The sequence below is a fragment of the Sphingorhabdus lacus genome, assembly GCF_009768975.1.
GTDB lineage: Bacteria > Pseudomonadota > Alphaproteobacteria > Sphingomonadales > Sphingomonadaceae > Sphingorhabdus_B > Sphingorhabdus_B lacus.
Map to the genome: position 1 here is coordinate 1,667,013 of NZ_CP035733.1, position 24,307 is coordinate 1,691,319.

Genomic DNA, 24,307 nt, shown 5'->3' on the forward strand with positions numbered 1-24,307 from the left:
ATTACGAAGCTCCATATCCGTAGTAATTGCCGAACTTTCGTCCGGTCGGAGAGAATTTGGTGCGGTTGAGCAAAAGCTGGATATGTTCGCAGCCGCTCAAAAGGCTGAGGGCATCCCGCAATGCGCTCTCGGTGGTCACATCTGCGTGGACGACCATGAGGGTCTGTCCGACATGCAAGGCCAGAACAGATGCCGGAGAAGCGGCAAGCGCAGGCGGCGAGTCAAAAATGATGATCCGCGCCGGATCGTTCCGGGTCAGCTGGTCTATGATTTCCGCGGTGCGGGAAGCCGCAAGATATTCGGTATCCTGGTTGGTCTGGCTTCCGGCCGGAAGGATGGACAGGCCATCAATATCGGTTTGCAGAACAAGCGATTCCGCATCGCAAGCGGGATCGGCAAGGGCATCCATGAAACCACGATGCTTTTCAATTCCGAGCGTGGACAGAACGCTAGGTTTGGCAAAGTCCGCATCGACAAGCAGGACACGGTTATCTTTCTCACTGGCCATGGAAAGGGCGAGATTGATCGCACAGTAGGTCTTGCCTTCGTCGGGATTAGCCGAGCAAATCAGAATGCGTTCGCCATGGGGCAAAGCGTCAAAACCTTTGCCGCCCCGCGCCGCCAGAAGAAGCTGCCGTTTCACAATGCGGAATTCTTCGGAAAGCCCGGTGACCGGGCCGTCCGGCACAATGAAATTATGCGCGGCCAGCCGCTCGCGGCTGATCGTCACTTGTGTGCGGCTGACAGGTGCTGGCGCCATGGCCGACCGGACCGGCGCAACGACAGGTGCCTGTGCCACGGGCACGGGCTGCTCTGCTTTGGGCTGCTCTGCTTTGGGCTGCTCAACTACCGGCTGTTCTGTTTCGACAACCGGCGGAACAGTTGCAGGAGCCGCTCCACCACGCAGCGCGGCGCCAAAGTCATATAGTTCGGATGCCCGCTCGAGCAGCGAACCCGACGATTTGATTGAGCTATGCTTGTTCATTTTTCCCGCTCCCTCACGCCGTCAGGCCGCGCTGGACAAATTCCGCGACCAGCAGCAGCGCAAAGACACAGACAAGTCCGCCCGATGCTCCATAGAACAACTTCATTTTCTGCTTGCGCTGTGCGCGCTCTTCACTGCCCAGCATTTGCGAAATCGAGCCGATGACCGGCAGTCCGCTCGCCCGCTCCAGCTTGGCGGCAGTGGGAAAGCTGGTCTGCAACTGGCCGAGGGCAAAAGCAGCACCAACGCCAGCGCCTACGCCCGCGATCAGGACTGCAGCGAGCAGCAACGGCCGGTTAGGGGCGGCGGGAACATTGGACAAGGATGGTTCCTTGACGACCCGAAACTGCACGGCATCCGTCTGCGTTTCCACCTGACCACGTAAACGGATCTGGTCGCGTTCGGTGACGAGCTTGTCATATTGCGCTTTGAGCACTTCATAGTCGCGGTTGATGCGCTGATATTCGGCTGCGACACCCGGTTCGGCAGTCTGTTTTGCAGCCAGTTGTGCCATATCGGACTGGAGTGCGCTCTTACGCGCCTGCAACGCTGTAACCGAAGCTTCGCGTTCGGCACGCATCGACTGGAGCGAACTATAGGCTGGATTTGGTGTTCTATAGCCACCAGCCCCGGCACCACCGCCGCCCTGAGCGCGTAGATTTGCAATCTGGTTGCGTATCGCCACCACATCGGGATGGCTGTCGGTAAAACCACGGGCCCGCATAGAAGCCAGTTCACCCTGTGCCTGACCCAAGGCCGACGGCGAACCGCCACCGGCAGAAGGGGTGTTCAGCGTTGCAGGCGTTCCCGCCAACTGACCATTGAGGGCAGCCAGCGCACTGCGCGCCTGAATAAGTTGCGAGTCAATCTGGCTTAACTCTGCCCGCGACGCTTCCATGCGCTGCGACACAGAGCCCACGCCCGGTAGCAAGCCGAGATTCTGCGTTTCATATGCAACACGCTTGGCCTCGGCATCGGCCAATTCCTTTTGCCGCCCTTCAATCTGGGCATCGAGGAAGCGCAATGTCTGGCTGGTGGTTTTGCGGTCACCGGCAATATTGTCTTCTTCGGCGACATCGATAAGCTTTTGAACCACATCGCGGGCAAGTTTTCCGCTTGGCAATTTGGCGCTGATGGCGAAGAAGTCGTCTTGCTCTGCCTTCACCTCAATATTGGTACGCAGACTTTCGACCTTACCGGCCAGTTCCTGATCGGTAGCGACTGAAGCGCCGAGATCCGTCCCGCGCACAACTTTGGCGAGGTTTTCGGATGAAATCAGTGTTTGCTCCAATTGCTGGATGTTACGGCGCTGATCCTGCGGCGTGATGCCGACCTGATCCGACAAAATGGATTGGGTGCGCACCTGGATTTGCGCCTTGGATTCATATTTGTTGGGGATCATGGCGATAACCAGCCATCCCAAGATACAAATGCCCCACGCAACGGCCAGCGCAAGCCAGCGGCGGTTCCACACGCTGTGCACGGCAATTCGGAATTCGTCGTAGAGGCTGTTCATATCAGTGGATTGGCTTTCTTCGGTCCAATAGATTTCAGAACATGCTTTCGGGGATGATGATGACATCGCCCGGTTCGAGCAGAACATTGGCCTTGCTGTCGCCGCGCTTCAGCAAGTCGCCCAGGCGGAGGGAATATTCCTTCTGAACGCCGGTACCCTTGTTGTGCCGGATCAAACGCGCCTTATTCCCGGCGGCATATTCCGACAGACCACCTACGGCTATCATGGCATCCAGGACGGTCATATTGGCCCGGTAGGGGATCGAAGCAGGCTTCTCGGTCGCGCCGACGATGCGGACCTGTTGCGAAGTGGTTCCGGCAAATTCGTTCACAATGACCGAAACGATGGGATCGTTGATATATTGGGACAGTTGAAGCTTGATGTCTTGCGCCAGCATCGTCGGCGTTTTGCCAACGGCGGGCATATCGGTAATCAGCGGGGTCGTGATCCGGCCATCGGGTCGAACCTGCACTTTTGCGCCCAGTTCCGGGTTCCGCCAGACAAAAACAGTCAGCTGATCGAGCGGACCAATCATATAATCTTCGCCCGGACCTTCGCGAACCGAAACGGTCGGGGCCTGCGGCAGCTCCGGACCGCCGGACACAGAACTGCATCCCGTCACCACCGTGGCCATTGCGCCAAGCGCCAGCATCAGTCTGATTTTCAATGCGTTCTTCATCGCCAGTCCTTCTGAACCTGCGACGAATCAGATGGTCACGCCCCTATTGACGGACCTGCAACTCTCGCAGATTGGACTTCGCTATGGAGAAAAAGGGTGAACATACCGTTAGTATTAACCAGTTTTGTGATGTAAAATCAGTGTCGTCCCGTTTGGGTACAACAGTATCCGCAAATCTTTATGCGCCAATCACGCCGACGCCTTAACCTTGATTGAGCGACGCCATGGCCGCTCTCGCAGCTTCACCTAAATCCTGCATGGCCTTTGCCCATGGACCATGGCCGTGGCTGATCCGCGCAACGCCCAAGCCTGCAAGGGTTTTGATATCCGGGATAGCTTCACCAACGAGGATGTTTACCGGCAAGGGCGATTTTTCGCACAGCCGTCCGATCAAGACCGCTTCATAAATGAACGGCACGAACAGACTGCTTGCGCCTGCATCGGCATAGGCTTTGGCGCGTTCGACGACGGCATCTACCACAGCCGCGTCATGCTGCTCCTTCGGGGTCAGAATGAAGAGGTCAGCCCGGGCATTGACCCACAGCCCTGACGCTGCGGCCGCCTTGATGCGAGCTGCAGCATCAGGCGTTTCGAATAATTTCCGTGTCACCGGGTCCTTGTCTTCAATGTTAATGCCAACCGCGCCAGCCGCAGCCGCGCGCGCAACCGACGCGCCGACAGCCGCCGGATCGGCGCCATAGCCCGCCTCCATATCGATGGTCACCGGCAGATCGGTGACCGATAATATGCGCTCCAGATTCGCGAGCGCCGCATCAATCGGCAAAGTTTCGCCATCCTTGAAGCCCAGCGAGCAGGCCACACCCCAGCTTCCTGTGGCTATGGCCTTTGCCCCGGCTTCGCTCACGGCCTTGGCACTGCCCGCGTCCCAGATATTGTAAAGGATGAGCGGATCGCCGGGAACGTGCAAATCACCAAAATGCTTGATCTTATCGTTCATGCGTTCTTCCTCTCGGTCTCAAGTAATTTCTCTTTGCGCGCGACCCCGTAAGCGTAACCACCCAAGCCCCCATCGGTGCGGATAACGCGGTGGCAGGGTATCAGGACAGCGACATTATTCGCGCCATTGGCGCTTCCGGCGGCGCGCACCGCCTTGGGTTTGCCCACGGCTGCGGCAATTTCGGCATAAGTCCGGGTTTCGCCCGGCGGAATTCGCTGCAGTTCCTTCCAAATGGCTTGCTGAAATGCTGTGCCTGAAACGTCCAAAGGAAGATCTGGCATTAGCGAGGGATGATTAATCGCAGCGACGGCTCCGGCTACCAAATCTTCCAGCGCCTTTCCTCCTGCGATGATCAAAGCCTTTGGGAATCTTTTCAGCAACGCGGTTTCATCCTCATCAAACGAAAGACGGCATATGCCCTTGTCTGTCGCAGCGAGCAGCATTTGCCCTAAGGCGGTTGGCACGACAGCCCAACGGATCGTCACCCCTGCCCCGCCATTTTTCCATGCGCTTGGTGTCATACCCAAATGCCCCTTTGTATTGGCGTAAAAGCGGCTGGGGCCGGAATAACCCGAATCGTAAATAGCATCTGTTACACTTCCTTCGCCGTCAAGCGCCTCAGCCGCCCGCTTCGCACGTAGTGAACGCGCGTAGACCGCAGGCGTAACGCCCGTTTCGCGTTTGAACAGCCTGTGGAAATGATGTGGCGCATACCCGACTGCATCGGCAATTGCTTCCAATGACAAGGCATCTTCGGACTGCCCGATCAACTCCAGCGCCATGGCCACCGCCTCTCGATCACGCCCTACTTCGTCGGGCTTGCAGCGTAAACATGCCCTGTACCCTGCCTTCCGCGCATCCCCGGCTTTCCAGAAAAACTCGACATTTTCGCGCAGGGGCCGGCGCGCCGGACAGCTCGGTTTGCAGTAAATGCCGGTCGTTTTCACGGCACCGACGAACTGCCCGTCGAGCGAGCGGTCGCGTCGGTCAAAGGCATCATAAGCCCAATCGGGATCTACTTCGCTCTGACTGTCCACTTTTATCACCAACATTACGCCCGTTCGATCCGCGCCGAAAAACAGCCATGCGCAGCATTATGCGCATGGATATACGCGATGCTTTCGCTTTCGAACAGTTCGCGGATTTTATCATCCGCCTGTCCGGGTAGCGCGAGGGCGGCATTACGGAGCATGCCATCGGTGTCGAATGCGCGGAACGCCATGGGGCGACCTTCAAATACAGGAGGCGTTTCATCGACAAATTCAGCAGCCATGCTGGCGGCCCTGCGAACATATATCGCATAAGATGAGCGATAAGGCGTCGCCACATCATGGCTGAGGTGATTGAGTAAAATCAACTCCTCGCCTGCCTTGGCATCCTCCAGACTGATCCGGCAGGGCCAGCCCTTGTCGGCAGCGGCGGTCACGCGCACCGCGCCTCTTTCAGCTAACGCTGTATCATTCATGTCGAACAATTCCGCGAAGGGCTCACTGTCCAATCCTGTAATTCGATAGCTCATATTCCGGCTCCTTGTTGATGGGGTCCAGAATAGATGGCGCGTATACCATCGGCGTCCCGAAACTTGCTTTCAAAGCAGATTAGCCGCCGCAGGCCCTGAATAAGGCCAACGTCCGCTCGCGCGCCAGATCGGCACTCGGCTCGTGATAATCCTTTCGGCGGTCAGAATTGAAACCGTGATTGGCGTCGTAGACAAAAATCTGCGCAGTTGGATGGTCTTTGGCAATCAGCGCTTCGACTCCCTCCATAGGGATGCCCTGATCGAAGCGGCCAAAATGGGCGATCGTTGCGCATTTCGGCGCCTTGTCGGCGTAAAGCGTTGGAATCAGGCTGCCATAGTAGCAGGACGCGGCGGCCAGATCATCGCTGATGCCGGCCATCGCCCAAGCGACCGAGCCGCCATAACAATAGCCCGTGATAAAAACCGGCCCTTTATCCTTCAGCGCGTTGATGCAGACCTGCGCATCGTCCAGGCTTTTCATAAAGGGATGCAGTTCACGCGCGAGTTGAACCGCACGTTCAAAATCAGGCCCGGTATATTCGGCTTCGAAACCGGGATGTTCGCGGTCGAAGATCGATGGTGACAATACTTCATATCCATCGGCGGCATATTCGTCGCACAGTTCGCGGATATGGTCGGTAACGCCGAATATCTCCTGCACCAGAACCAGTCCGCCGCGACGCTCTCCCTCCGGCTCGACGTGGTAGGCCGCGATTTCAGCGCCGTCGTCCATCGTCATGCGAATCATTTTACCCATATGGTGCTCCTCTTCTTCCCCTACATTGCGCATTGGGCACGCCGTTGAAAAGAGGGTGGCCAATGGAAAGGCGCTGGCAACAGGGAGTTTCTGGAAATCCCCATCTTGCATCGCAACAAAACCCCTGCTAGGCGCGCGTCGACTTCAGTGAAAGGGCAACCTTTCGGCCCGGTCAGCACATTTCTTCAGTCTCACATTCGAGGACTTTCACGCGTGGATCATTCCGGCGGCACATCTGCTAATATTCAGGCCAGTTTAGCTGGGCGTTACGCGACTGCGTTGTTCGAACTGGCGCGCGATTCCAAGGCGATTGATGCCGTCGAAAAAAGCATGTCCGCGGTGGCAAAAGCCGTCGGCGAATCGGCTGACCTGAAGGCGCTGACCACCAACCCTGTTCTGACCCGCACCGATGCCAAAAAGGCAATCGCTGCTGTCGCAAAGGCGATGAAGCTCGATCCGCTTTCGGCAAAGACCCTGGGCGTGCTTGCCGATAACCGGCGTCTTGGCGAAACCGTTGCCGTGGCCCGCGCCTACACCGCCCTTGCTGCTGCGCATCGCGGCGAAGTAACGGCCGAAGTAACCTCGGCCCATACACTCAGCGCCGCGCAGATGAAGGCGCTGTCGGCAAAGCTAAAGGCTCGCGTCGGAAGCGACGTTGCCATTCAAACCAAAGTCGATCCTTCCCTTTTGGGTGGCCTGACTGTCCGTATCGGCAGCCAGATGATCGACAATAGTATCAAAACCCGTCTCAACACCCTCGCAGCTGCGATGAAAGGCTAAGTACAGATCATGGATATCCGTGCCGCAGAAATCTCAAAGGTCATTAAAGACCAGATCGCCAATTTCGGCACCGAAGCTAAGGTTTCGGAAGTAGGCAGCGTGCTGTCGGTGGGTGACGGTATCGCCCGTATCCACGGCCTCGACAACGTGCAGGCTGGTGAGATGGTCGAATTCTCCAACGGAATTCAGGGCATGGCGCTGAACCTCGAAGCCGACAATGTCGGTGTCGTTATTTTCGGTACCGACAGCGAAATTCGTGAAGGCGACGTCGTCAAGCGGACCGGCACCATTGTGGACGTTCCCGTCGGCAAGGAACTGCTCGGACGCGTTGTGGACGGCCTCGGCAATCCAATCGACGGCAAGGGCCCACTCAAAACAACACAACGCAGCCGCGTTGAAGTCAAAGCCCCCGGTATCATCCCGCGCCAGTCGGTTTCGGAACCTGTGCAGACCGGCCTCAAGGCGCTCGACGCCCTCGTGCCTGTTGGCCGTGGCCAGCGCGAATTGATCATTGGTGACCGTCAGACCGGTAAGACCGCCGTCGCCATCGACACCTTCATCAACCAGAAGGAAGTCAACAAGGGCACCGACGAATCGAAGAAGCTTTACTGCATCTATGTCGCCGTCGGCCAAAAGCGTTCGACCGTTGCGCAGATCGTCCGCGCATTGGAAGAGCAAGGCGCGATGGAATATTCGATCGTTGTTGCCGCGACCGCGTCCGAGCCTGCTCCTCTGCAGTATCTCGCGCCTTATACCGGCGTTGCGATGGGTGAATATTTCCGCGACAATGGCATGCACGCCGTGATCGTCTATGACGATTTGTCGAAGCAGGCCGTTGCATACCGCCAGATGTCGCTTCTGCTGCGTCGTCCTCCCGGCCGTGAAGCTTATCCCGGTGACGTTTTCTATCTTCACAGCCGCTTGCTTGAGCGCGCCGCAAAGATGTCCGACGCAAATGGCGGCGGTTCGCTGACTGCACTGCCGATCATCGAAACGCAGGCAGGCGACGTGTCGGCCTATATTCCGACCAACGTGATTTCGATCACCGATGGCCAGATCTTCCTCGAAACCGACCTGTTCTTCCAGGGCATCCGTCCTGCAATTAACGTGGGTCTCTCGGTGAGCCGCGTTGGTTCGGCCGCACAGACCAAGGCGATGAAGAAGGTTTCGGGCTCGATTAAGCTCGAACTCGCACAATATCGCGAAATGGCTGCTTTCGCGCAGTTCGGTTCGGACCTTGATGCCTCGACCCAGAAGCTTCTGAACCGTGGTGCTCGTTTGACCGAACTGCTGAAGCAGAAGCAGTTCAGCCCGCTTCCTTTCGAAGAGCAGACCGCGTCGATCTTCGCTGGTACCAACGGCTATCTGGACGGCATCCCCGTATCAGACGTCAACCGTTACGAAGATGCAATGCTCGCCGATCTTCGCGCCAACCATGCCGACGTTCTGAAGGGCATTCGCGATAGCCGCGACTTCAGCGACGACAGCAAGAAGGCGCTGGTTGCTGCACTCGATAAGTTCACGAAAAACTTCGCATAATCGGAAACCAGAATGGCGAGCCTTAAGGCCCTTAAAATCCGGATCAACTCGGTCAAATCGACCCAGAAGATCACCAAGGCGATGAAGATGGTCGCTGCGGCAAAACTGCGTCGGGCGACCGAGGCAGCCGAGGCGTCGCGTCCCTATGCCGAACGTCTTGAAACCGTGGTGTCCAGCATCGCGTCGAAGGTCACCGTCGGCCCGCAATCGCCAAAATTGCTGGCCGGAACCGGCAAGGACGGCGTCCATTTGCTCGTCGTTGCCACATCGGACAAGGGTCTGGCTGGCGCGTTTAACACCAACATCGTTCGTCTCGCCCGCAAAAAAGCTGAAGAGTTGAAAGCTGCGGGCAAGACCGTAAAATTCTACACCATCGGTAAAAAGGGCAAGGACCAGCTCAGCCGGACCTTCCGTAACGACATCATCCACAGCATCGAACCAGGCGATCTCGGCAAGCTAAGCTTTGCTGATGTGCAGACCTGGGCCGAAGATCTGACCGCCCGTTTCGAAGCTGGCGAGTTTGACGTTGCGCACCTGCTCTTTTCGAAATTTGTCACCGTCCTGACACAGGAACCAACCGCCATCCAGTTGATGCCCGTTGCGGTGGCGGCTGGCGAAGGTGCGGCGGTTTCGGTATCGGCCTCGGTCGAATATGAACCCGACGAGGAAGAAATCCTCGCTGACCTGTTGCCACGCAACGTTGCTGTGCAGTTGCTGCGCGCCAACCGCGAAAATGCGGCATCGGAACAGGGTTCAAAAATGACCGCCATGGACAATGCAACCCGCAACGCCGGCGACATGATCAACAAGCTGACGATCCAGTATAACCGGACCCGTCAGGCAGCGATTACCACCGAACTTATTGAAATCATCGCGGGCGCAGAAGCGCTCTAACGACATCCCAAGGCAAGGAAGAAGCAAATGGCAACCGCCCCGAAGAAAACCGCCGCTCCTAAGGCCGCTGCACCCAAGGCAGCCGCACCTAAGGCCGCTGCTGCAAAGGCTCCTGCGACCAAGGCTGCTGCACCGAAAGCTGCAAGCAAGGCCCCTGCCCCCAAGGCAGGCGCTGGCCAGACCAAGATCAACGTTGCTGGCGCAACCGGCCGCATCAGCCAGGTCATCGGCGCTGTTGTCGACGTGACCTTCACCGGCACACTGCCCGCCATTCTTTCGGCGCTTGAAACCGACAATAACGGCAACCGCCTCGTGCTCGAAGTTGCGCAGCATCTGGGCGAAAACACCGTCCGTACCATCGCTATGGACGCAACCGAAGGCTTGACCCGCGGTCAGCCTGTCCGTGACACCGGCGCGCAGATTTCTGTGCCCGTTGGTCCGATGACCCTTGGCCGCATCATGAACGTTATCGGTGAGCCAATCGACGAACGTGGCCCCGTTGGCGCTGCAAAGTCGAACCCGATCCATGCCGAAGCTCCTTTGTTCACCGACCAGTCGACCGAAGCCGAAATTCTGGTCACCGGCATTAAGGTCATCGACTTGCTCGCACCTTATGCAAAGGGCGGTAAGATCGGTCTGTTCGGCGGTGCCGGCGTTGGCAAGACCGTTCTTATTCAGGAACTGATCAACAACATCGCAAAGGGCCATGGCGGCGTTTCGGTGTTTGCGGGCGTGGGTGAACGTACCCGCGAAGGAAACGATCTGTATCACGAATTCCTCGACGCTGGCGTTATCGCCAAGGACGCCGATGGCAACCCGACCCCCGATGGTTCGAAGGTTGCTCTGGTGTTCGGCCAGATGAACGAGCCTCCCGGTGCGCGCGCCCGCGTTGCATTGTCGGGTCTGACAATGGCGGAATATTTCCGCGATGAAGAAGGCCAGGACGTTCTGTTCTTCGTCGACAACATCTTCCGCTTCACGCAGGCTGGGTCCGAAGTGTCCGCACTTCTTGGCCGTATTCCTTCGGCTGTGGGTTACCAGCCGACACTGGCGACCGACATGGGCCAGTTGCAGGAACGCATTACCTCGACCACCAAGGGTTCGATTACCTCGGTTCAGGCCATTTACGTTCCCGCAGATGACTTGACCGACCCAGCACCAGCTACGTCGTTCGCCCACTTGGACGCGACGACGACGCTGAACCGCGCAATTTCCGAACTCGGCATCTATCCCGCTGTTGACCCGCTCGACTCGGTCAGCCGCGTGTTGACCCCTGCCGTTGTCGGTCAGGAGCATTATGACACCGCCCGCCGCGTTCAGGAAACGCTGCAGAAGTACAAGTCGCTGCAGGACATCATTGCGATTTTGGGTATGGACGAACTGTCGGAAGACGACAAATTGACCGTGACCCGCGCTCGTAAGATCCAGCGCTTCCTGTCGCAGCCGTTCCACGTGGCTGAAGTGTTCACCGGCATCCCCGGCAAGTTCGTACAGGTTGAAGACACCGTGAAATCGTTCAAGGCAGTCGTCGACGGCGAATATGACCACCTTCCCGAAGCAGCCTTCTACATGGTTGGTGGCATTGAGGAAGCAGTTGCCAAGGCAGCCAAGCTGGCAGCCGAAGCAGCATAATTCCCTTCTCCCGGTGGGAGAAGGATACGAAGCCTTTGCTGCGCAGCAGCTTAGGCGAAGTTGGATGAGGGGCCCCGCCCTGTCGGCAGGGACCATCCCCTCACCCAGCTACGACTAGGCAGCAAGCTGCCAAGTCTTCACAACCCTCTCCCAAAGGAGAGGGGAAGGTTGGGAAATGCAGATGGCACTCAAATTTGAACTCGTAACACCTGAGAAGCTTTACCGCTCGGACGATGTCTATATGGTTGTCGTTCCCGGCACCGAAGGCGATTTCGGCGTTCTGGAGGGCCACAGCCCCATGATGAGCACATTGCGCAGCGATGCAGCGCTGGAAATCTATGCTTCGCAGGGCGCAACCCCTGAAAAGCTGACAATTGCTGGCGGTTTTGCTGAGGTGAATGAAAAGGGACTGACGGTCCTGGCTGAACGGGTGGTCGAGGCTGCCTAAGCGGCATGCTGGCCGGCCTTCTACTGGCACCGGCCCTTGCCGCAGAGGCACCAACCCGTTTCAAGGAACAGGCAACCGAAGTCAGCGGGCCGCAGATGGTCCGCGATGAAGGGCACAGCATTGAGGTTTTCGTGACCGTGGCTTGATCCTCAAAGCGACCCCTGACGAGGTTCGCGGAAGATTATTTCGACTTTGCCTGACGGTGTTGCTTCTGCCACGATGGGCCTAGGGGGGACTTCCAATGCTTTCAGGTCTAATTGCACTCACTCTCGCCGCCGCGTTCTTTGGCGCTGCGCTTTACATCAATGTAGCCGAGCATCCGGCTCGGATGCTGCTCGACGATCGCAATGCACTGGCGCAATGGTCGCCAAGCTATGCCCGCGCCTTTAATTTGCAGGGTGGGCTTGCTGTCTTAAGCGGGTTGGCAGGTTGTGCGTCTGCTTGGTTCACAGGCGATTGGAAGTGGGCCATCGGCGCCGCGCTTATGATCGCAAACTGGCCGTATACCATATTTGGCATTCTACCCCTCAATAACCAGTTGAACGCAATCGCTTTAGAAAATGCTGGGCCGGAATCGAGGGCAATGCTGGAACGCTGGAACCGACTGCACGGCCTTCGAACGATATTGTCGGGTCTGGCTGTTGCCGTCTATCTGTGGGTCGCGGCATCGGCGTAACCGACCCTCATTGCCATATCCACATAGGCGGCTGTGACAAAGGTGAACCGCGATCGGGTGCCTATTGCCCCATCATACGGAACTGGAAATCGACCGGCTTGCTTCCATCCAGCAACGAAATCCGTGCCTTTAACAGCTTGCCTTCCCGCCAGTAACGAATGCGTTGCGGATAATCATGTTCCGCATTTTCGAAGATGATTTCTTCGGGCGACTTTTTTGTTGCGACAAAGCGCACTGGTTTCTGATCGGCTGAAATTGCCCAGAAAGCCAATGTGCTATCGGCCTCCCGCACGATGCGCATATGCTCCCAAAATTGAAGGACCTCGCCCTTCCCTGAACGGCTGGCGCCAATCATGATGCCTGCGCGTGGCGGGGTCCAATATTCGTCGGCCCAGCTTTCACCGTCACTTCGTGCCCAGGCGCCGGTCATCCAACTTGGCAGTTCTGTCTCTTCAGCAGCCGCCCCGACAGGCATAAACATCAGCAACAGCATCGCGAAACCGAAAAGTTTTCGCATCTCACCTCTCCTTCAGGAGGGCTTTTGATGCCACAGAAATAACCCCGCGCCAATGATGATCGCCGACCCCAAAAGCGACGTTAAATCCGGCCAGTCACCAAACAGCAGGATTCCCAGCGCCATTGCGATCAGCAATTGCACATACGTCATCGGCGCTATTTCGGCGGCAGATGCACGCGTTGTTCCCATGAAAATCAGCCAATGGGCAAAACTGGCAGAGACCGCCACGATGCAGGCCCGAACAACGATCGTCCAGTCCGGCATACCGATATGAAGCGGGGCAAAGCCCGAAAAATGGCCTATGGCTGCAGCGCTGACCACGAAGGGTACGGCAATGGATGCCACAAGAAATTGCATCAACAAAGGGGAGCCTTTTCCGGCAACGGCGCGGTTCCCCATCATCATCAGCGACATACACACCGCCGCCGCAAGTGGCATGAGCGCAACCCAACCCAACGCCGCTACATTCGGCCGCAAGATGATAAGAACACCTGCGAAGGCTCCGAGCGATGCAATCCATGTTGCCTTGCTGGTCCGCTCTTTCAGGAAAACTGCGCTCAACAATGCGGTTATCATGGGCGTGGTAAAACCGATGGCAGTCGCTTCCGCCAAGGGCATGAGGAAAATAGAAGAAAAGAACAGGATCGTCGCCGCAGCCACTGCGGCGCCGCGCATTAGTTGGATGTATGGGTGCGGCAACGCAAAGCCACGCCGCCCTTCCTTTATAAAAAGGAACACACCAAGCCCGGTCGCACCGACCGAATATCGCAGCGCGGCAACGGCTGTGCCCGGCCATGCACCGGCGATCGATTTGATCACAGCGTCACCACAGGACAATAAGGCAAAGCCGCATAAAGCGAAGAGAAGGCCGGATCTGGCCGAATGAGTATGCACGGAAAATTCCCTAATCAGGTTGCCGCCTTAGTGCGCATGTGGGGCATTGAAAAGGGCAATGAAGGAGCGAAAGAAATCGTGGCTGACCGATAGCATTACCGATTTATTCACCATTTGCAGGTAGCAACCATTTACGTTGCAACTGGAATAAATCGGAGCGGTAAAGCTGTGAGTGCATTTGGCAAGAAACCAGGCCTAACACCGGGACGCCCATCTTTCGGCGTTGCGCGGCCCATGACGGGCGGCGGGTCGTCCCCCACGAATCAACAACCGCAGCCTACTCCGGCTCCCATACCCGAGCCCCAGCTTCCCGAAGGCGGAGAACAATTTCCGCCGCTGCATTCCGTGGATTTGCCGGGTAGCACCCCTACCCCCCAAACACCCATGCAGGACGCCATGTCGCGTCTATCGGAACGTGCGACATCGGTCGCGCCAGTCGATGAAGGCCCACAAGGCTTCGAAGCCTCGGTTCACAAGATCAAGGAGCAGGTGCTCCCACGCTTGCTGGAGCGCGTTGATCCCGAAGCCGCTGCCTCGCTGAACAAAGAAGAACTGACCGAAGAGTTCCGGCCTATCATTCTTGAAGTTCTGGCCGAGCTGAAGCTGACGCTGAACCGGCGCGAGCAATTTGCGCTTGAAAAAGTGTTGGTGGACGAACTGCTCGGCTTTGGTCCGCTCGAAGAGTTGCTCGGGGATCCGGATATTTCCGATATCATGGTCAACGGCCCGCTGCAGACCTATATCGAAAAAAAGGGCAAGCTGCAGATTGCGCCGATCCAGTTCCGTGATGAAGAGCATCTGTTCCAGATCGCCCAGCGCATCGTGAACCAGGTCGGCCGCCGCGTCGACCAGACCACACCGCTTGCCGACGCCCGTTTGAAAGACGGCAGCCGCGTGAACGTCATTGTACCGCCACTCTCGTTACGCGGCACCGCTATCTCGATTCGTAAGTTTTCCGAAAAGCCGATCACCATCGATATGCTCAAGGGCTTCGGTTCTATGTCGGAGCCGATGGCTACGGCGCTGAAAATCGCGGGCGCTTCGCGGATGAATATCGTTATCTCCGGCGGTACAGGTTCGGGTAAAACGACCATGCTGAACGCCCTGTCGAAAATGATCGACCCCGGCGAGCGCGTGCTGACGATTGAAGACGCCGCCGAATTGCGCTTGCAGCAGCCGCACTGGCTCCCGCTGGAAACCCGCCCGCCAAATCTCGAAGGCGAAGGCGCGATTACCATTGGTGACCTTGTGAAGAACGCCCTGCGTATGCGTCCTGACCGCATCATCCTCGGCGAAATTCGTGGCGCGGAGTGTTTCGACCTTCTCGCCGCGATGAACACCGGCCACGATGGATCCATGTGTACGCTTCACGCCAACAATCCACGCGAGTGCCTTGGCCGTATGGAAAACATGATTCTGATGGGCGACATCAAAATCCCGAAAGAAGCCATTTCGCGTCAGATCGCCGAATCGGTCGATATGATCGTCCAGGTTAAGCGTCTGCGCGACGGCTCACGCCGTACCACCCAGATCACCGAAGTGATCGGCATGGAAGGCGACGTCATCGTGACGCAGGATTTGTTCAAATTCGAATATCGCGATGAAGATGCGGACGGTAAGATCCACGGCGAATGGGTCGCTGGCGGTGTGCGTCCCTATACCCTTGAAAAAGCGCGCCAGTTCGGATTCGACCAGCCCTTCCTTGAGGCTTGCCTCGGCTAAAGCCCTTTAAGGGCCAAGGCGGCTGAAATCACGGACGCCAACACGGCGAAGAGCGTAATCGTGGTCCATGGCATAAAGCCGACCGCATTGATGTCTTGACGTCGCGTCCGCTTCCAGTCCGCAAAACTGCTAATCACCACGACCAACGCGGAAAAGATAGACGCCCACGTCCAGAATTGAAGACCCTCAAATGTGGACGCAAACCATGCCATGCGCGGCATGTGGTGTGCAGGAAGAGGATGGTCAAGGCTAGGATTGCATATCCACCTGCATATCGATGACGCGCCTATTCGCGTGAACCGGGATTTGCGCACGCACCTCCGTAATGCGATGCTTGTCTAGCGTAGCAAAGCCTACTCCCTCGGCTTCGCCCATATCCAATAGGGTTTCGCCCCATGGATCGAACACCAGCGAATGGCCATAGGTTTTCCTTCCGTCCTCATGTGTTCCGGCTTGCGCCGCTGCAACTACAAACGTCTGTGTTTCAATCGCTCGTGCCCGCAGCATTGTGTGCCAATGTGCCAGACCAGTAGGAACAGTAAAGGCTGCCGGCACCGCAAGGATGTCGACGGATGCTTTGGAATAGGCGCTATATAAATCCGGGAAACGAAGGTCGTAACAAATGGTGAGGCCAAGCAACCCTAGGGGTGTCTGGACCGCCACTGGCCCTGAACCTGCAGCGTAGGCAGCCGATTCACGCCAGCTTTCTCCGGTAGACAGATCCACATCGAACAAATGCATTTTGTCGTAACGCGCCCGGATATGACCGTCCGGGTCGATCACGACAGACCTGTTCGCATATCTTGATCGATCATCAGTCAATACCGGCAGAGAACCTGCATGCACCCAAATCCCGGATGCACGAGCCGCAGAACACACACGCTGCAAGGCGGAACTCTCTGATTCGGAAACAATGTGCGATGCGGCACGCTTTCGATCCCGATCCAAAAGTATCGCCATTTCCGGCGCGAAATACATGACCGCATTGCACGCAGCTGCATGGTAAATGCCCTGCTCCATTTTTCCGGCATTGCCGAGCGGGTCGATACCACTGCACATCTGATGAACAGCGATTTTCATGGGTTTTCCTTTGCTCGACAACTTAAACACAAGAACAAGGTGGTTAATATCATCTCTGATGTACTAGTCGCCTATATTGTATGAAATATGCAACAGTCCGATAAATTGAGACATTTTTACGGCGCGCACCAATTCAATGCTTGAATTTGGGGGTACTTTGTGCAAATGACACTGCCGAGTGCACTGCACTTCGCAAAAAAAGGAGCACAATAATGCGTTTCGGTAAGATTTCCCTCGCTGCTGTTGCGGCCGCTGCACTTGCAAGCGCCCCTGTAATGGCTGAATCACTTTCGCCTTCCGTTAAGGCGGTTGCAGCTTCCAAGGTAAAGCGCGCTGGCGCCGCAACCAAGGAAGAAAGCAAGCTCGGCGGTGGCAGTGGCGTTATCGTCGCTGTTCTGGCTGCTGTTGCAGTTGTAGGCGGCATCGTAATTGCTGCTGGCAACGACGACGACGCACCAACCAGCCCCTGAGTTCTTCAGGTTTTGGATTTAGAAAAGGCGGCCTTCGGGTCGCCTTTTTTTTACCTGCCGTTTAAACAATTTAGCTAATGCCAAGGCATTGAAAACGCGCGCGTAGCCAGAAGGAATGATTGATGAGCGAAAAGCTGAATGTACTGGTGACCGGTGGCGCAGGATATATTGGCAGCCATGCCGTTCTGGCATTATTGGATGCGGGACATCGTCCGGTCGTAATCGACAATCTTGTCACCGGTTTCCGCTGGGCAGTAGCTGAGGGCACCCCCTTTTACGAAGGCGACATATCCGATCAGGATTTGGTCGCGGAAATCTTTGAAAAAGAAGGCATCCAGGCGGTTATGCATTTCGCGGGTTCGATCGTCGTTCCGGAATCAGTCGAAAATCCGCTCAAATACTATCACAACAACACCGCCAAAACCCGGTCGTTGATCGAATCGGTTATCAACGCCGGAATTCGGCACATGATCTTTTCGTCGACGGCCGCGACGTATGGTATTCCGAAGGAAAGCCCGGTGCGGGAGGATATGCCGACCCTGCCTATCAATCCCTATGGCACATCCAAGCTAATGACCGAATTCATGCTGCGCGATGTCGCAGCCGTCCATGATTTCAACTATTGCGCGTTGCGTTACTTCAATGTTGCAGGCGCCGACCCCAAAGGACGCAGCGGCCAATCTACCGTTGGCGCGACCCATCTGATCAAGATCGCGGTCGAAGCCGCGCTTGGCAAACGCGCCAGCGTCGGCGTCTATGGTACCGACTATGATACGGAAGACGGTACGGGCGTGCGCGATTACATCCACGTCGCCGACCTTGCCGCAGCGCATGTCATCGCGCTGGAGGCGCTGCTTGCTGACCCCAAGACAAGCCACACGCTGAATTGCGGCTATGGCCACGGTTATTCGGTGCTGCAGGTTCTCGATGCCGTTGACCGGGTGACCAACATCAAATTGGTGCGCAATCTGGAGGGCCGCCGCGCGGGCGACCCCGATTCACTCATCTCCGACAACCGCGGCATCATCAGCCGCTTTGGCTGGCAGCCCAAATATGACGATCTGGATACAATCGTGCAGCACGCACTGGCTTGGGAACGTCAGTTGGATGAGCGCCGGGGCTAATCCAATCTCTGCTTGAACACTGCCTTGGGCGACACCATATCCGGCCCATGGATAATCACGCACATAACAACCCCACGACATGGTATGGTACGACGATTTTGTCGGTCCGTAAAAATGGCAAGGTCGTCATCGCCGGCGACGGTCAGGTGTCGATGGGTCAAACCGTCATGAAACCCAATGCGCGCAAAGTGCGCCAATTGCACGATGGCTCGGTCATCGGTGGATTTGCCGGCGCTACGGCGGATGCCTTCACCTTGTTCGAACGACTGGAGCGTAAGCTTGAGCAGCATCGCGGCCAGTTGATGCGCGCAGCGGTCGATCTCGCCAAAGATTGGCGCACCGACAAATATCTCCGCAATTTGGAGGCGATGATGATCGTCGCCGACAAAGAGGTCACGCTGATCCTGACCGGTAATGGCGATGTTCTTGAACCCAATGATGGTATTGCCGCAATTGGATCCGGTGGGAATTTCGCGCTTTCCGCCGCCCGCGCGTTGGTGGATTATGAGGCGGATGCCGAGACTTTGGCCCGCCATGCCATGAAAATCGCAGCCGAAATTTGCGTCTACACCAATGACCAACTGACCGTCGAAGTCATGGACTCGATCGCTTAAACATTTCCTTTGGAACCATCACAAATGAGCCAGAATTTAACACCTAAAGCCATTGTGGCTGCTCTTGACGAGCATATCATCGGTCAGGCCGACGCCAAAAAAGCCGTCGCTGTCGCGCTGCGTAACCGTTGGCGGCGCCAACGGCTGGGCGCCGATTTGCGCGACGAAGTCACGCCGAAAAACATTCTTATGATCGGCCCCACGGGCTGCGGTAAAACCGAAATCAGCCGCCGCTTGGCGAAGCTCGCCGACGCCCCCTTCATCAAGGTCGAGGCGACAAAATTTACCGAGGTCGGCTATGTCGGTCGCGACGTGGAACAAATTGCGCGCGATCTGGCGGAAGAGGCCGTGCGCCTTGAAAAAGACCGGCGCCGCGGGAATGTGCGCGAAGCTGCTGAAGCCGCGGCTATGGAACGCATCCTGAAGCCCCTTGCGGGCGAAACGGCCAGCGAGGCCACGCGTGAAGCCTTCCGCCAGCGGATTCGCGAACGTCATATGGATGATGTCGAGATTGAAATCGAAGTGTCCGATGCCCCCTCAATGCCTATGGATATCCCAGGAATGGGCGGCAATGTTGGCATGATCAATCTGAGCGAGATGATGGGTAAGGCTTTTGGCCAGAACAATCTGAAGCGTCGCAAAATGAAGGTCCCCGACGCATGGACCAAACTTGTCGAAGAAGAATCTGAAAAGCGCCTCGATCAGGATGATGTGAACCGGGTCGCGCTGGCGGATGCGGAGGCAAATGGCATCGTCTTTCTCGATGAAATCGACAAAATTGCTGTATCCGATGTTCGTGGCGGTTCGGTGAGCCGTGAAGGCGTGCAGCGCGATTTACTGCCACTGATTGAAGGCACCACCGTCGCTACCAAATATGGGCCAATGAAGACCGACCACGTACTCTTCATTGCGTCGGGCGCATTTCACGTCTCGAAACCGAGCGATATGCTTCCGGAATTGCAGGGACGCCTGCCCATCCGGGTCGAATTGCGGGCGCTGGAGCATGCCGATTTTGTACGGATCCTTTCCGAAACCCGGGCAAATCTTCCGCAGCAATACAAAGCCCTGATGGCAACGGAAGAAGTTTCCCTGCTTTTCACCGACGATGCCATCGACGCGATTGCGCGGATTGCTGTCGACGTGAACGCGACCGTCGAAAATATCGGCGCGCGTCGGCTGCAGACAGTAATGGAAAAGCTTCTCGAAGAAATCAGCTTTGAGGCGGAGGATCGCAAGGGCGAAACACTGACCATCGACGCCGATTATGTTGCCAAGCAGCTTTCGGGTATCGCGAAAGACACTGATCTTTCGAAATATGTTCTTTAAATGTTCTTTCGGATTTGCTAGCTTTCTGGCAATCTGAAGGAGAAAGAGCATGGTCTATGAAGGAGGATGCCATTGCGGCGCTTCACGGTATAAGGCTAGTGGCTCGCCGCAGCATGTTTCCGTCTGCCATTGCGATGATTGCAGAAAATGCGCAGGTGCACCTTTTGTCAGTTGGGCGGCTTTCTCGTCCACTGATTTTGAATTCAGGGGCGACATAAAGACTTATATGTCTTCAACCCACGCCGTCCGCCATTTTTGCGCGCGGTGCGGGACTGGTCTTTACTATGTGAACGAAGATGCGTTGCCGGGGTTGGTCGACATCCAGACCTGCACATTGGACAATCCCGAAGCTCTGACGCCGCACTTACACGTGCAGGCGGCAGAACAACTGAAATGGACTTTAGAACTGGAAAACCTGCCGAAGTTCGATCGATTCCCGGAATAGTCCGCTTATCGCGATACCGCCTGAGCGGTGCCGCCGCTTTGCGGGCCGACTACTAACTTCCATGATTTTTCTTTTACGAAATAACGTTTGGCTAGAATTTGCAATTGGTCGGGGGTGACTTCGGTGTAGTCGCTGTAAAGTCGACCGAGCGCGACAAATCGGGTCGGATCATAAGTGGCACCTTTGAGCTGGTTTAGCCAAAAGGTGTTCCCTGAAGCTGCACGTTCGACGGCCTGCTTCATAGGTTCCACCGCACGTTGCAATTCGTCGGCACTGACCGGATTGGTCGATAGATCGGCAGCAACCTCATTGGCGAAATCGAAAAAGCGTTCGACATCTGCCGGCTTCACTTGTGTGTAAGCCATTAAATAGCCACCACTAGTGAAGTCCTTTGGCCAGCTTGCCGCCATGTCGGGGCTGTAACTAGCTGCCTGCTCCGCCCGGAATTTCTCAAATAGGCGATCCCGGAAAACGGCCGCCAAAATCTCGAGTTGCCGCCCTTCGGTAATGCCCGCAATGCCGCCGCCAGTTGGCCAGGCCATGACAGCCGCGGCCTGATCCGACGATCCCTTGTGAGTCAGACGAACGGGCGCTTCGATTGGCGCGGGGAAATTCACGGTTTTTGCGGCAGGGGCCACCGCAACCGGTGCGCGTGGGCGCAATGCGCCGAAGCTTTTTTCCAGCGCGGCTACCGCGGTTGCTTTATCAAAGTCCCCGAACAACATCACTTCAATCGGGCCCTGCGACATCAGTGGTGCCCAATAGGCCTGAAAGGATGCCGGGTCTATTTTGGCAATCTCAGCAGGCGCTGCAGCCTTCCATCTCGGATCTTTGCTGCGTAGCAGATATTCCAAGTCCCGTTGCAAAACCGAAGTTGCCGACATTTCAAAGCTGTCATAACCGGACGTTGCAAGCGCCTTTGCCCGCTCAACAGGAGCGGTATCCCAACCCGGATGCTCCAGCTTTGTTGCGATCAGGGTCAGTTGATCGGCCAGATCATCGGGCCGCGTGTTTGCCGCAAATTCGAAAGCATCGTCATCAATAGCAAAGTTTAGCTCAATGCGACGACCGTTGACCATCTGGTCGATGTCCGTCCGCTTTAACCTTCCAATGCCGTTTTCTGGCAAAACATAAGGTCCAGCCCACAGAAGTCGGCCGTTCGTCGGAGTTACGGACTGATACCCTTTACCGAAACGGACTAGGACGCGGATTTGTCCGCTTTCGGCCTTGTTGGGGTAAAGCAAACCGCGAACACCGTTCGACAGTTCAAGCTTTGTCATTTCTAATCGGGAAATAGTTTCTTCGCTGACGAGCTTTCCCGGCGCCCCAAGTTTTGGCAACGCATCAAAACCCAGCGCATTATTCGCCAACCGCGCACCTGTGTTCGCAGCAACTGGCCCCTGCAGCGCGGCAAGCGCCCGGTTATCGGCATTGGCAACCGCTGCTGGAGATGAAAGCATCAGACGCGTCGCGTCCGCCTTGAACAGAGCCTGCGTGGAAGCGAGCAGCCACTCAGGCGTGAACTTGTCTTTCATGCCTTCAAAAACTTCGACTACGGTCTTGGGCGCTGCCACGGTTTCGCGAATATCGACGGCATTGACAATGTCATCGGCCTGCTTTGCAGCCGCTTCGAACGGGTAACTGTCGAGCATGGTGCGTAGCGCATTGCCAAACAGAACCAACTCGCGATCAATGTCCGCTTTCGACGGTGGCGTTGCGACGGCGTCCGCGATGACGGCGCGCACATCCTTTGTCGCGGCTTCCCAGCGATCGCCTACGGGTGTCACCGATACAAGCGTGGCATCGGCGGTGCGCGAAATATCTTCCTGCGCCACCTCGGCGAACAGGAAATTGCCGCCGCCGCGAGCTTGCACTTCCAGACGGCGATTGATGATCTGCAAAGCTAACGCGTCGACCAATAATTGCTGGTTATAGGCGATCGTATCGTCGACTTTACGCCAGGGACGCAGATAGGCGATGCTTACAGTCGTCGGAAGTGTCGCCTCTACTAGGACACGTGTGGGGGTTCCTGTTGGAGTCGGGTCCCCAAATTCAGGTTCGGGCGCGCGTGGTCCTGTGCCTTTCCAATCATAGAAATATTTCTGGACGAGATTAGCGAGCTGAGTTGGCTCCATGTCCCCCGCCATTACAATCACGGCGTTTTCCGGGCGATACCAACGGTCGTGGAAGGCATTCAGCGCCTGCGCACTTGCCGCGTGCAGAGTTTCGGGAGTTCCGATCGTAGACCTGTTGGCAAGCCGCTGCCCCTGAAAAGCATGCTGGCGCAGAGCATCGCTGTATATAAGCTGCGCGCCACTATTTTCGCGCAGTTCAGCGAGCACGATTGACCGTTCGGCATTGAGAGCCGTGTCCGAGATCCGGGGGTTGCGGATCATGCCGGAAATGATTTTGACCGACTCGTCCAGTTTTTCAGGCGTCGCATTCGGCAGATCGAGTTTATACACGGTCTGTGTAGGGGTAGTCTGCGCGTTGCTGTCGCTGCCAAATGTCACGCCAAAACGTTGCCAGATCCGCTTTGCCTCGCCGTCTGGAACAAAGGTCGAGCCCCGGAAGGACAAATGCTCGATGAGATGCGCAAAACCCTGTTCTTCGTTATTTTCATGCAGGGCACCCGCATCGATCCGAACACGGATCGACACTTGCCCTGCGGGAACATCATTCTTTTTGACCGCATAGCGCAGGCCGTTGGGCAAAACGCCGAAGGTCCAGCTCTCGTCAACTGGGACGTCGCTACCTTCGTATAGCCAGGGTTGCTTGGCAGGTTTTGCGGCCGATGCTGCAACGGGTGCGGCAGTTTGAGCATAAGCGGTGGAGGATAGCAGCAAGGCTGCGAGGGCGAGAGCTTGGGAGAATTTACGCATTACGGCCTCACTATCCTAGGTGACGGTTGACGACAGATGAACGAGCCGACGAAACGCCTTTTATATTCCACCATCAACGCTGTCATAACCCAAACCGCGAAGGCCGAGTATCAGCGCTTCGACGCACTCGTTCAATTTATGTGCGTCGGTGGTGCGGACCACGAAATTGGCTCCGACCTTTCCTTCACGGAAGAATGGATAGCTGCCGATCTGGCATCCTTCATGATGCTTTTCTGTGTCGCCGAGCAGCTTGGCAACTTCGCTTTCGGCGACCCAGCATCCCACTTGATGGGAAAGCAGCGGTGCGCCGCCCTCCAGCGTTCCTGTCAGAGCATCAAGCATACCGGCCGTAATGTGCGGCACGCCCGCCATGATGAAGATATTTCCGTGGCGTATGCCAGGTGCGCCCGACATTTTGTTGGGAATGAGGTCAGCACCGTCAGGAACCCGCGCCATCCGTAACCTTCCTGGATTGATGCCGCCGCGCGTCTCATAATATTTATGTAGAACGGCGCTCGCCTCGGGATGGATGACCACGTCCACGCCCAGTGCCGCAGCAATCGCATCAACGGTGATGTCATCATGCGTCGGTCCAATACCGCCAGTCGTGAACAGATAATCGTTGCGCGCCCGTAACAAGTTCACCGCCTCGATGATCGCATCCATGTCGTCTGCCACCACGCGCACCTCTTTCAGGCGGATACCCTGAATATTCAACCAAAGTGCAATTTGGCTGACATTTTTGTCCTGTGTCCGGCCGGAAAGGATTTCGTCGCCGATGATTATAAGTGCGGCGGTATAGATGCGGGATTCTGTCATGCGACTGCGATAGCATAAATACCCCTCTCGC

Annotated in this window: 25 protein-coding genes; 13 read left to right on the forward strand and 12 right to left on the reverse strand. The window is 56.6% G+C overall.

The window, feature by feature from the left end; all coding sequences use genetic code 11:
* Nucleotide 1: 1 nt before the first annotated feature.
* The 7 genes from EUU25_RS07860 to EUU25_RS07890 form a co-directional block, all read right to left on the reverse strand.
* The gene (locus tag EUU25_RS07860) at nucleotides 2-985 is read right to left on the reverse strand and encodes an AAA family ATPase (RefSeq protein WP_158899864.1); all 984 of its coding nucleotides are present in this window, start codon (nucleotides 983-985) and stop codon (nucleotides 2-4) included.
* 13 nt (nucleotides 986-998) lie between these two features.
* Nucleotides 999-2,501 (reverse strand): XrtA system polysaccharide chain length determinant, encoded by a 1,503-nt coding sequence (locus tag EUU25_RS07865; protein ID WP_158903219.1) that lies wholly within the window; start codon nucleotides 2,499-2,501, stop codon nucleotides 999-1,001.
* A gap of 34 nt (nucleotides 2,502-2,535) precedes the next feature.
* Nucleotides 2,536-3,153, reverse strand: a complete 618-nt coding sequence (locus EUU25_RS07870) for an XrtA/PEP-CTERM system exopolysaccharide export protein (RefSeq protein WP_373473757.1) — start codon at nucleotides 3,151-3,153, stop codon at nucleotides 2,536-2,538.
* A gap of 229 nt (nucleotides 3,154-3,382) precedes the next feature.
* Nucleotides 3,383-4,138 (reverse strand): isocitrate lyase/PEP mutase family protein, encoded by a 756-nt coding sequence (locus EUU25_RS07875; protein ID WP_158899868.1) that lies wholly within the window; start codon nucleotides 4,136-4,138, stop codon nucleotides 3,383-3,385.
* Nucleotides 4,135-5,190, reverse strand: coding sequence for a bifunctional DNA-binding transcriptional regulator/O6-methylguanine-DNA methyltransferase Ada (gene ada, locus EUU25_RS07880; protein ID WP_158899870.1), 1,056 nt, complete (start codon nucleotides 5,188-5,190; stop codon nucleotides 4,135-4,137). Before ada ends, EUU25_RS07875 begins: the two co-directional genes overlap by 4 nt.
* Nucleotides 5,190-5,657, reverse strand: a complete 468-nt coding sequence (locus tag EUU25_RS07885; protein WP_158899872.1) for a DUF1203 domain-containing protein — start codon at nucleotides 5,655-5,657, stop codon at nucleotides 5,190-5,192. Before EUU25_RS07885 ends, ada begins: the two co-directional genes overlap by 1 nt.
* Nucleotides 5,658-5,736: 79 nt before the next feature.
* Entirely contained in the window at nucleotides 5,737-6,414 is a 678-nt protein-coding gene (locus EUU25_RS07890) for a dienelactone hydrolase family protein (protein ID WP_158899874.1), read from the reverse strand.
* A 213-nt stretch (nucleotides 6,415-6,627) separates the two neighbouring features.
* Here EUU25_RS07890 and EUU25_RS07895 point away from each other — a divergent pair, with 213 nt between their 5' ends.
* From EUU25_RS07895 to EUU25_RS07925, 7 genes are all read left to right on the forward strand, one after another.
* Nucleotides 6,628-7,194, forward strand: a complete 567-nt coding sequence (locus EUU25_RS07895) for a F0F1 ATP synthase subunit delta (protein WP_158899876.1) — start codon at nucleotides 6,628-6,630, stop codon at nucleotides 7,192-7,194.
* 9 nt (nucleotides 7,195-7,203) lie between these two features.
* Nucleotides 7,204-8,733 carry a F0F1 ATP synthase subunit alpha gene (gene atpA / locus EUU25_RS07900; RefSeq protein WP_158899878.1) on the forward strand — a complete coding sequence of 510 codons (1,530 nt, stop codon included), beginning with the start codon at nucleotides 7,204-7,206 and terminating at the stop codon, nucleotides 8,731-8,733.
* A 12-nt stretch (nucleotides 8,734-8,745) separates the two neighbouring features.
* Entirely contained in the window at nucleotides 8,746-9,627 is an 882-nt protein-coding gene (locus EUU25_RS07905; RefSeq protein ID WP_158899880.1) for a F0F1 ATP synthase subunit gamma, read from the forward strand.
* Nucleotides 9,628-9,654: 27 nt separating this feature from the next.
* Nucleotides 9,655-11,259 carry a F0F1 ATP synthase subunit beta gene (atpD, locus tag EUU25_RS07910; protein WP_187351301.1) on the forward strand — a complete coding sequence of 535 codons (1,605 nt, stop codon included), beginning with the start codon at nucleotides 9,655-9,657 and terminating at the stop codon, nucleotides 11,257-11,259.
* 181 nt (nucleotides 11,260-11,440) lie between these two features.
* Nucleotides 11,441-11,707, forward strand: coding sequence for an ATP synthase F1 subunit epsilon (locus EUU25_RS07915; RefSeq protein WP_158899882.1), 267 nt, complete (start codon nucleotides 11,441-11,443; stop codon nucleotides 11,705-11,707).
* A 5-nt stretch (nucleotides 11,708-11,712) separates the two neighbouring features.
* Nucleotides 11,713-11,853, forward strand: a complete 141-nt coding sequence (locus EUU25_RS07920) for a hypothetical protein (RefSeq protein WP_158899884.1) — start codon at nucleotides 11,713-11,715, stop codon at nucleotides 11,851-11,853.
* Nucleotides 11,854-11,948: 95 nt separating this feature from the next.
* Nucleotides 11,949-12,383: an anthrone oxygenase family protein gene (locus tag EUU25_RS07925; protein WP_158899886.1), complete on the forward strand. Its 435-nt coding sequence runs from the start codon at nucleotides 11,949-11,951 to the stop codon at nucleotides 12,381-12,383.
* 61 nt (nucleotides 12,384-12,444) lie between these two features.
* Here EUU25_RS07925 and EUU25_RS07930 read toward each other — a convergent pair whose 3' ends face one another.
* Nucleotides 12,445-12,900 carry a DUF6265 family protein gene (locus tag EUU25_RS07930; protein ID WP_246162960.1) on the reverse strand — a complete coding sequence of 152 codons (456 nt, stop codon included), beginning with the start codon at nucleotides 12,898-12,900 and terminating at the stop codon, nucleotides 12,445-12,447.
* A 12-nt stretch (nucleotides 12,901-12,912) separates the two neighbouring features.
* Nucleotides 12,913-13,794: a DMT family transporter gene (locus EUU25_RS07935; RefSeq protein WP_158899888.1), complete on the reverse strand. Its 882-nt coding sequence runs from the start codon at nucleotides 13,792-13,794 to the stop codon at nucleotides 12,913-12,915.
* A 168-nt stretch (nucleotides 13,795-13,962) separates the two neighbouring features.
* On the opposite strand from EUU25_RS07935, the gene EUU25_RS07940 reads away from it, so the two are divergent.
* Nucleotides 13,963-15,516: a TadA family conjugal transfer-associated ATPase gene (locus tag EUU25_RS07940; RefSeq protein ID WP_158899890.1), complete on the forward strand. Its 1,554-nt coding sequence runs from the start codon at nucleotides 13,963-13,965 to the stop codon at nucleotides 15,514-15,516.
* 249 nt (nucleotides 15,517-15,765) lie between these two features.
* On the opposite strand, the gene EUU25_RS07945 is transcribed toward EUU25_RS07940, so the two are convergent.
* Nucleotides 15,766-16,596, reverse strand: coding sequence for a carbon-nitrogen hydrolase family protein (locus EUU25_RS07945; protein ID WP_158899892.1), 831 nt, complete (start codon nucleotides 16,594-16,596; stop codon nucleotides 15,766-15,768).
* Between the two features lie 212 nt (nucleotides 16,597-16,808).
* Between EUU25_RS07945 and EUU25_RS07950 the strand changes: the two genes are divergently transcribed.
* From EUU25_RS07950 to EUU25_RS07970, 5 genes are all read left to right on the forward strand, one after another.
* Nucleotides 16,809-17,066, forward strand: a complete 258-nt coding sequence (locus EUU25_RS07950; protein WP_246087107.1) for a hypothetical protein — start codon at nucleotides 16,809-16,811, stop codon at nucleotides 17,064-17,066.
* Between the two features lie 122 nt (nucleotides 17,067-17,188).
* Nucleotides 17,189-18,190, forward strand: coding sequence for a UDP-glucose 4-epimerase GalE (galE, locus tag EUU25_RS07955; RefSeq protein ID WP_158899894.1), 1,002 nt, complete (start codon nucleotides 17,189-17,191; stop codon nucleotides 18,188-18,190).
* A 47-nt stretch (nucleotides 18,191-18,237) separates the two neighbouring features.
* The gene (gene hslV / locus EUU25_RS07960) at nucleotides 18,238-18,804 is read left to right on the forward strand and encodes an ATP-dependent protease subunit HslV (RefSeq protein WP_158899896.1); all 567 of its coding nucleotides are present in this window, start codon (nucleotides 18,238-18,240) and stop codon (nucleotides 18,802-18,804) included.
* 24 nt (nucleotides 18,805-18,828) lie between these two features.
* Nucleotides 18,829-20,130: an ATP-dependent protease ATPase subunit HslU gene (gene hslU / locus EUU25_RS07965; protein ID WP_158899898.1), complete on the forward strand. Its 1,302-nt coding sequence runs from the start codon at nucleotides 18,829-18,831 to the stop codon at nucleotides 20,128-20,130.
* A gap of 49 nt (nucleotides 20,131-20,179) precedes the next feature.
* Nucleotides 20,180-20,575, forward strand: a complete 396-nt coding sequence (locus tag EUU25_RS07970) for a GFA family protein (protein WP_158899900.1) — start codon at nucleotides 20,180-20,182, stop codon at nucleotides 20,573-20,575.
* Nucleotides 20,576-20,580: 5 nt separating this feature from the next.
* On the opposite strand, the gene EUU25_RS07975 is transcribed toward EUU25_RS07970, so the two are convergent.
* Nucleotides 20,581-23,457 (reverse strand): M16 family metallopeptidase, encoded by a 2,877-nt coding sequence (locus EUU25_RS07975; protein ID WP_158899901.1) that lies wholly within the window; start codon nucleotides 23,455-23,457, stop codon nucleotides 20,581-20,583.
* Nucleotides 23,458-23,517: 60 nt separating this feature from the next.
* Complete coding sequence (locus EUU25_RS07980; protein WP_158899902.1) at nucleotides 23,518-24,276, reverse strand: competence/damage-inducible protein A; 759 nt, start codon at nucleotides 24,274-24,276, stop codon at nucleotides 23,518-23,520.
* Nucleotides 24,277-24,307 lie beyond the last annotated feature (31 nt).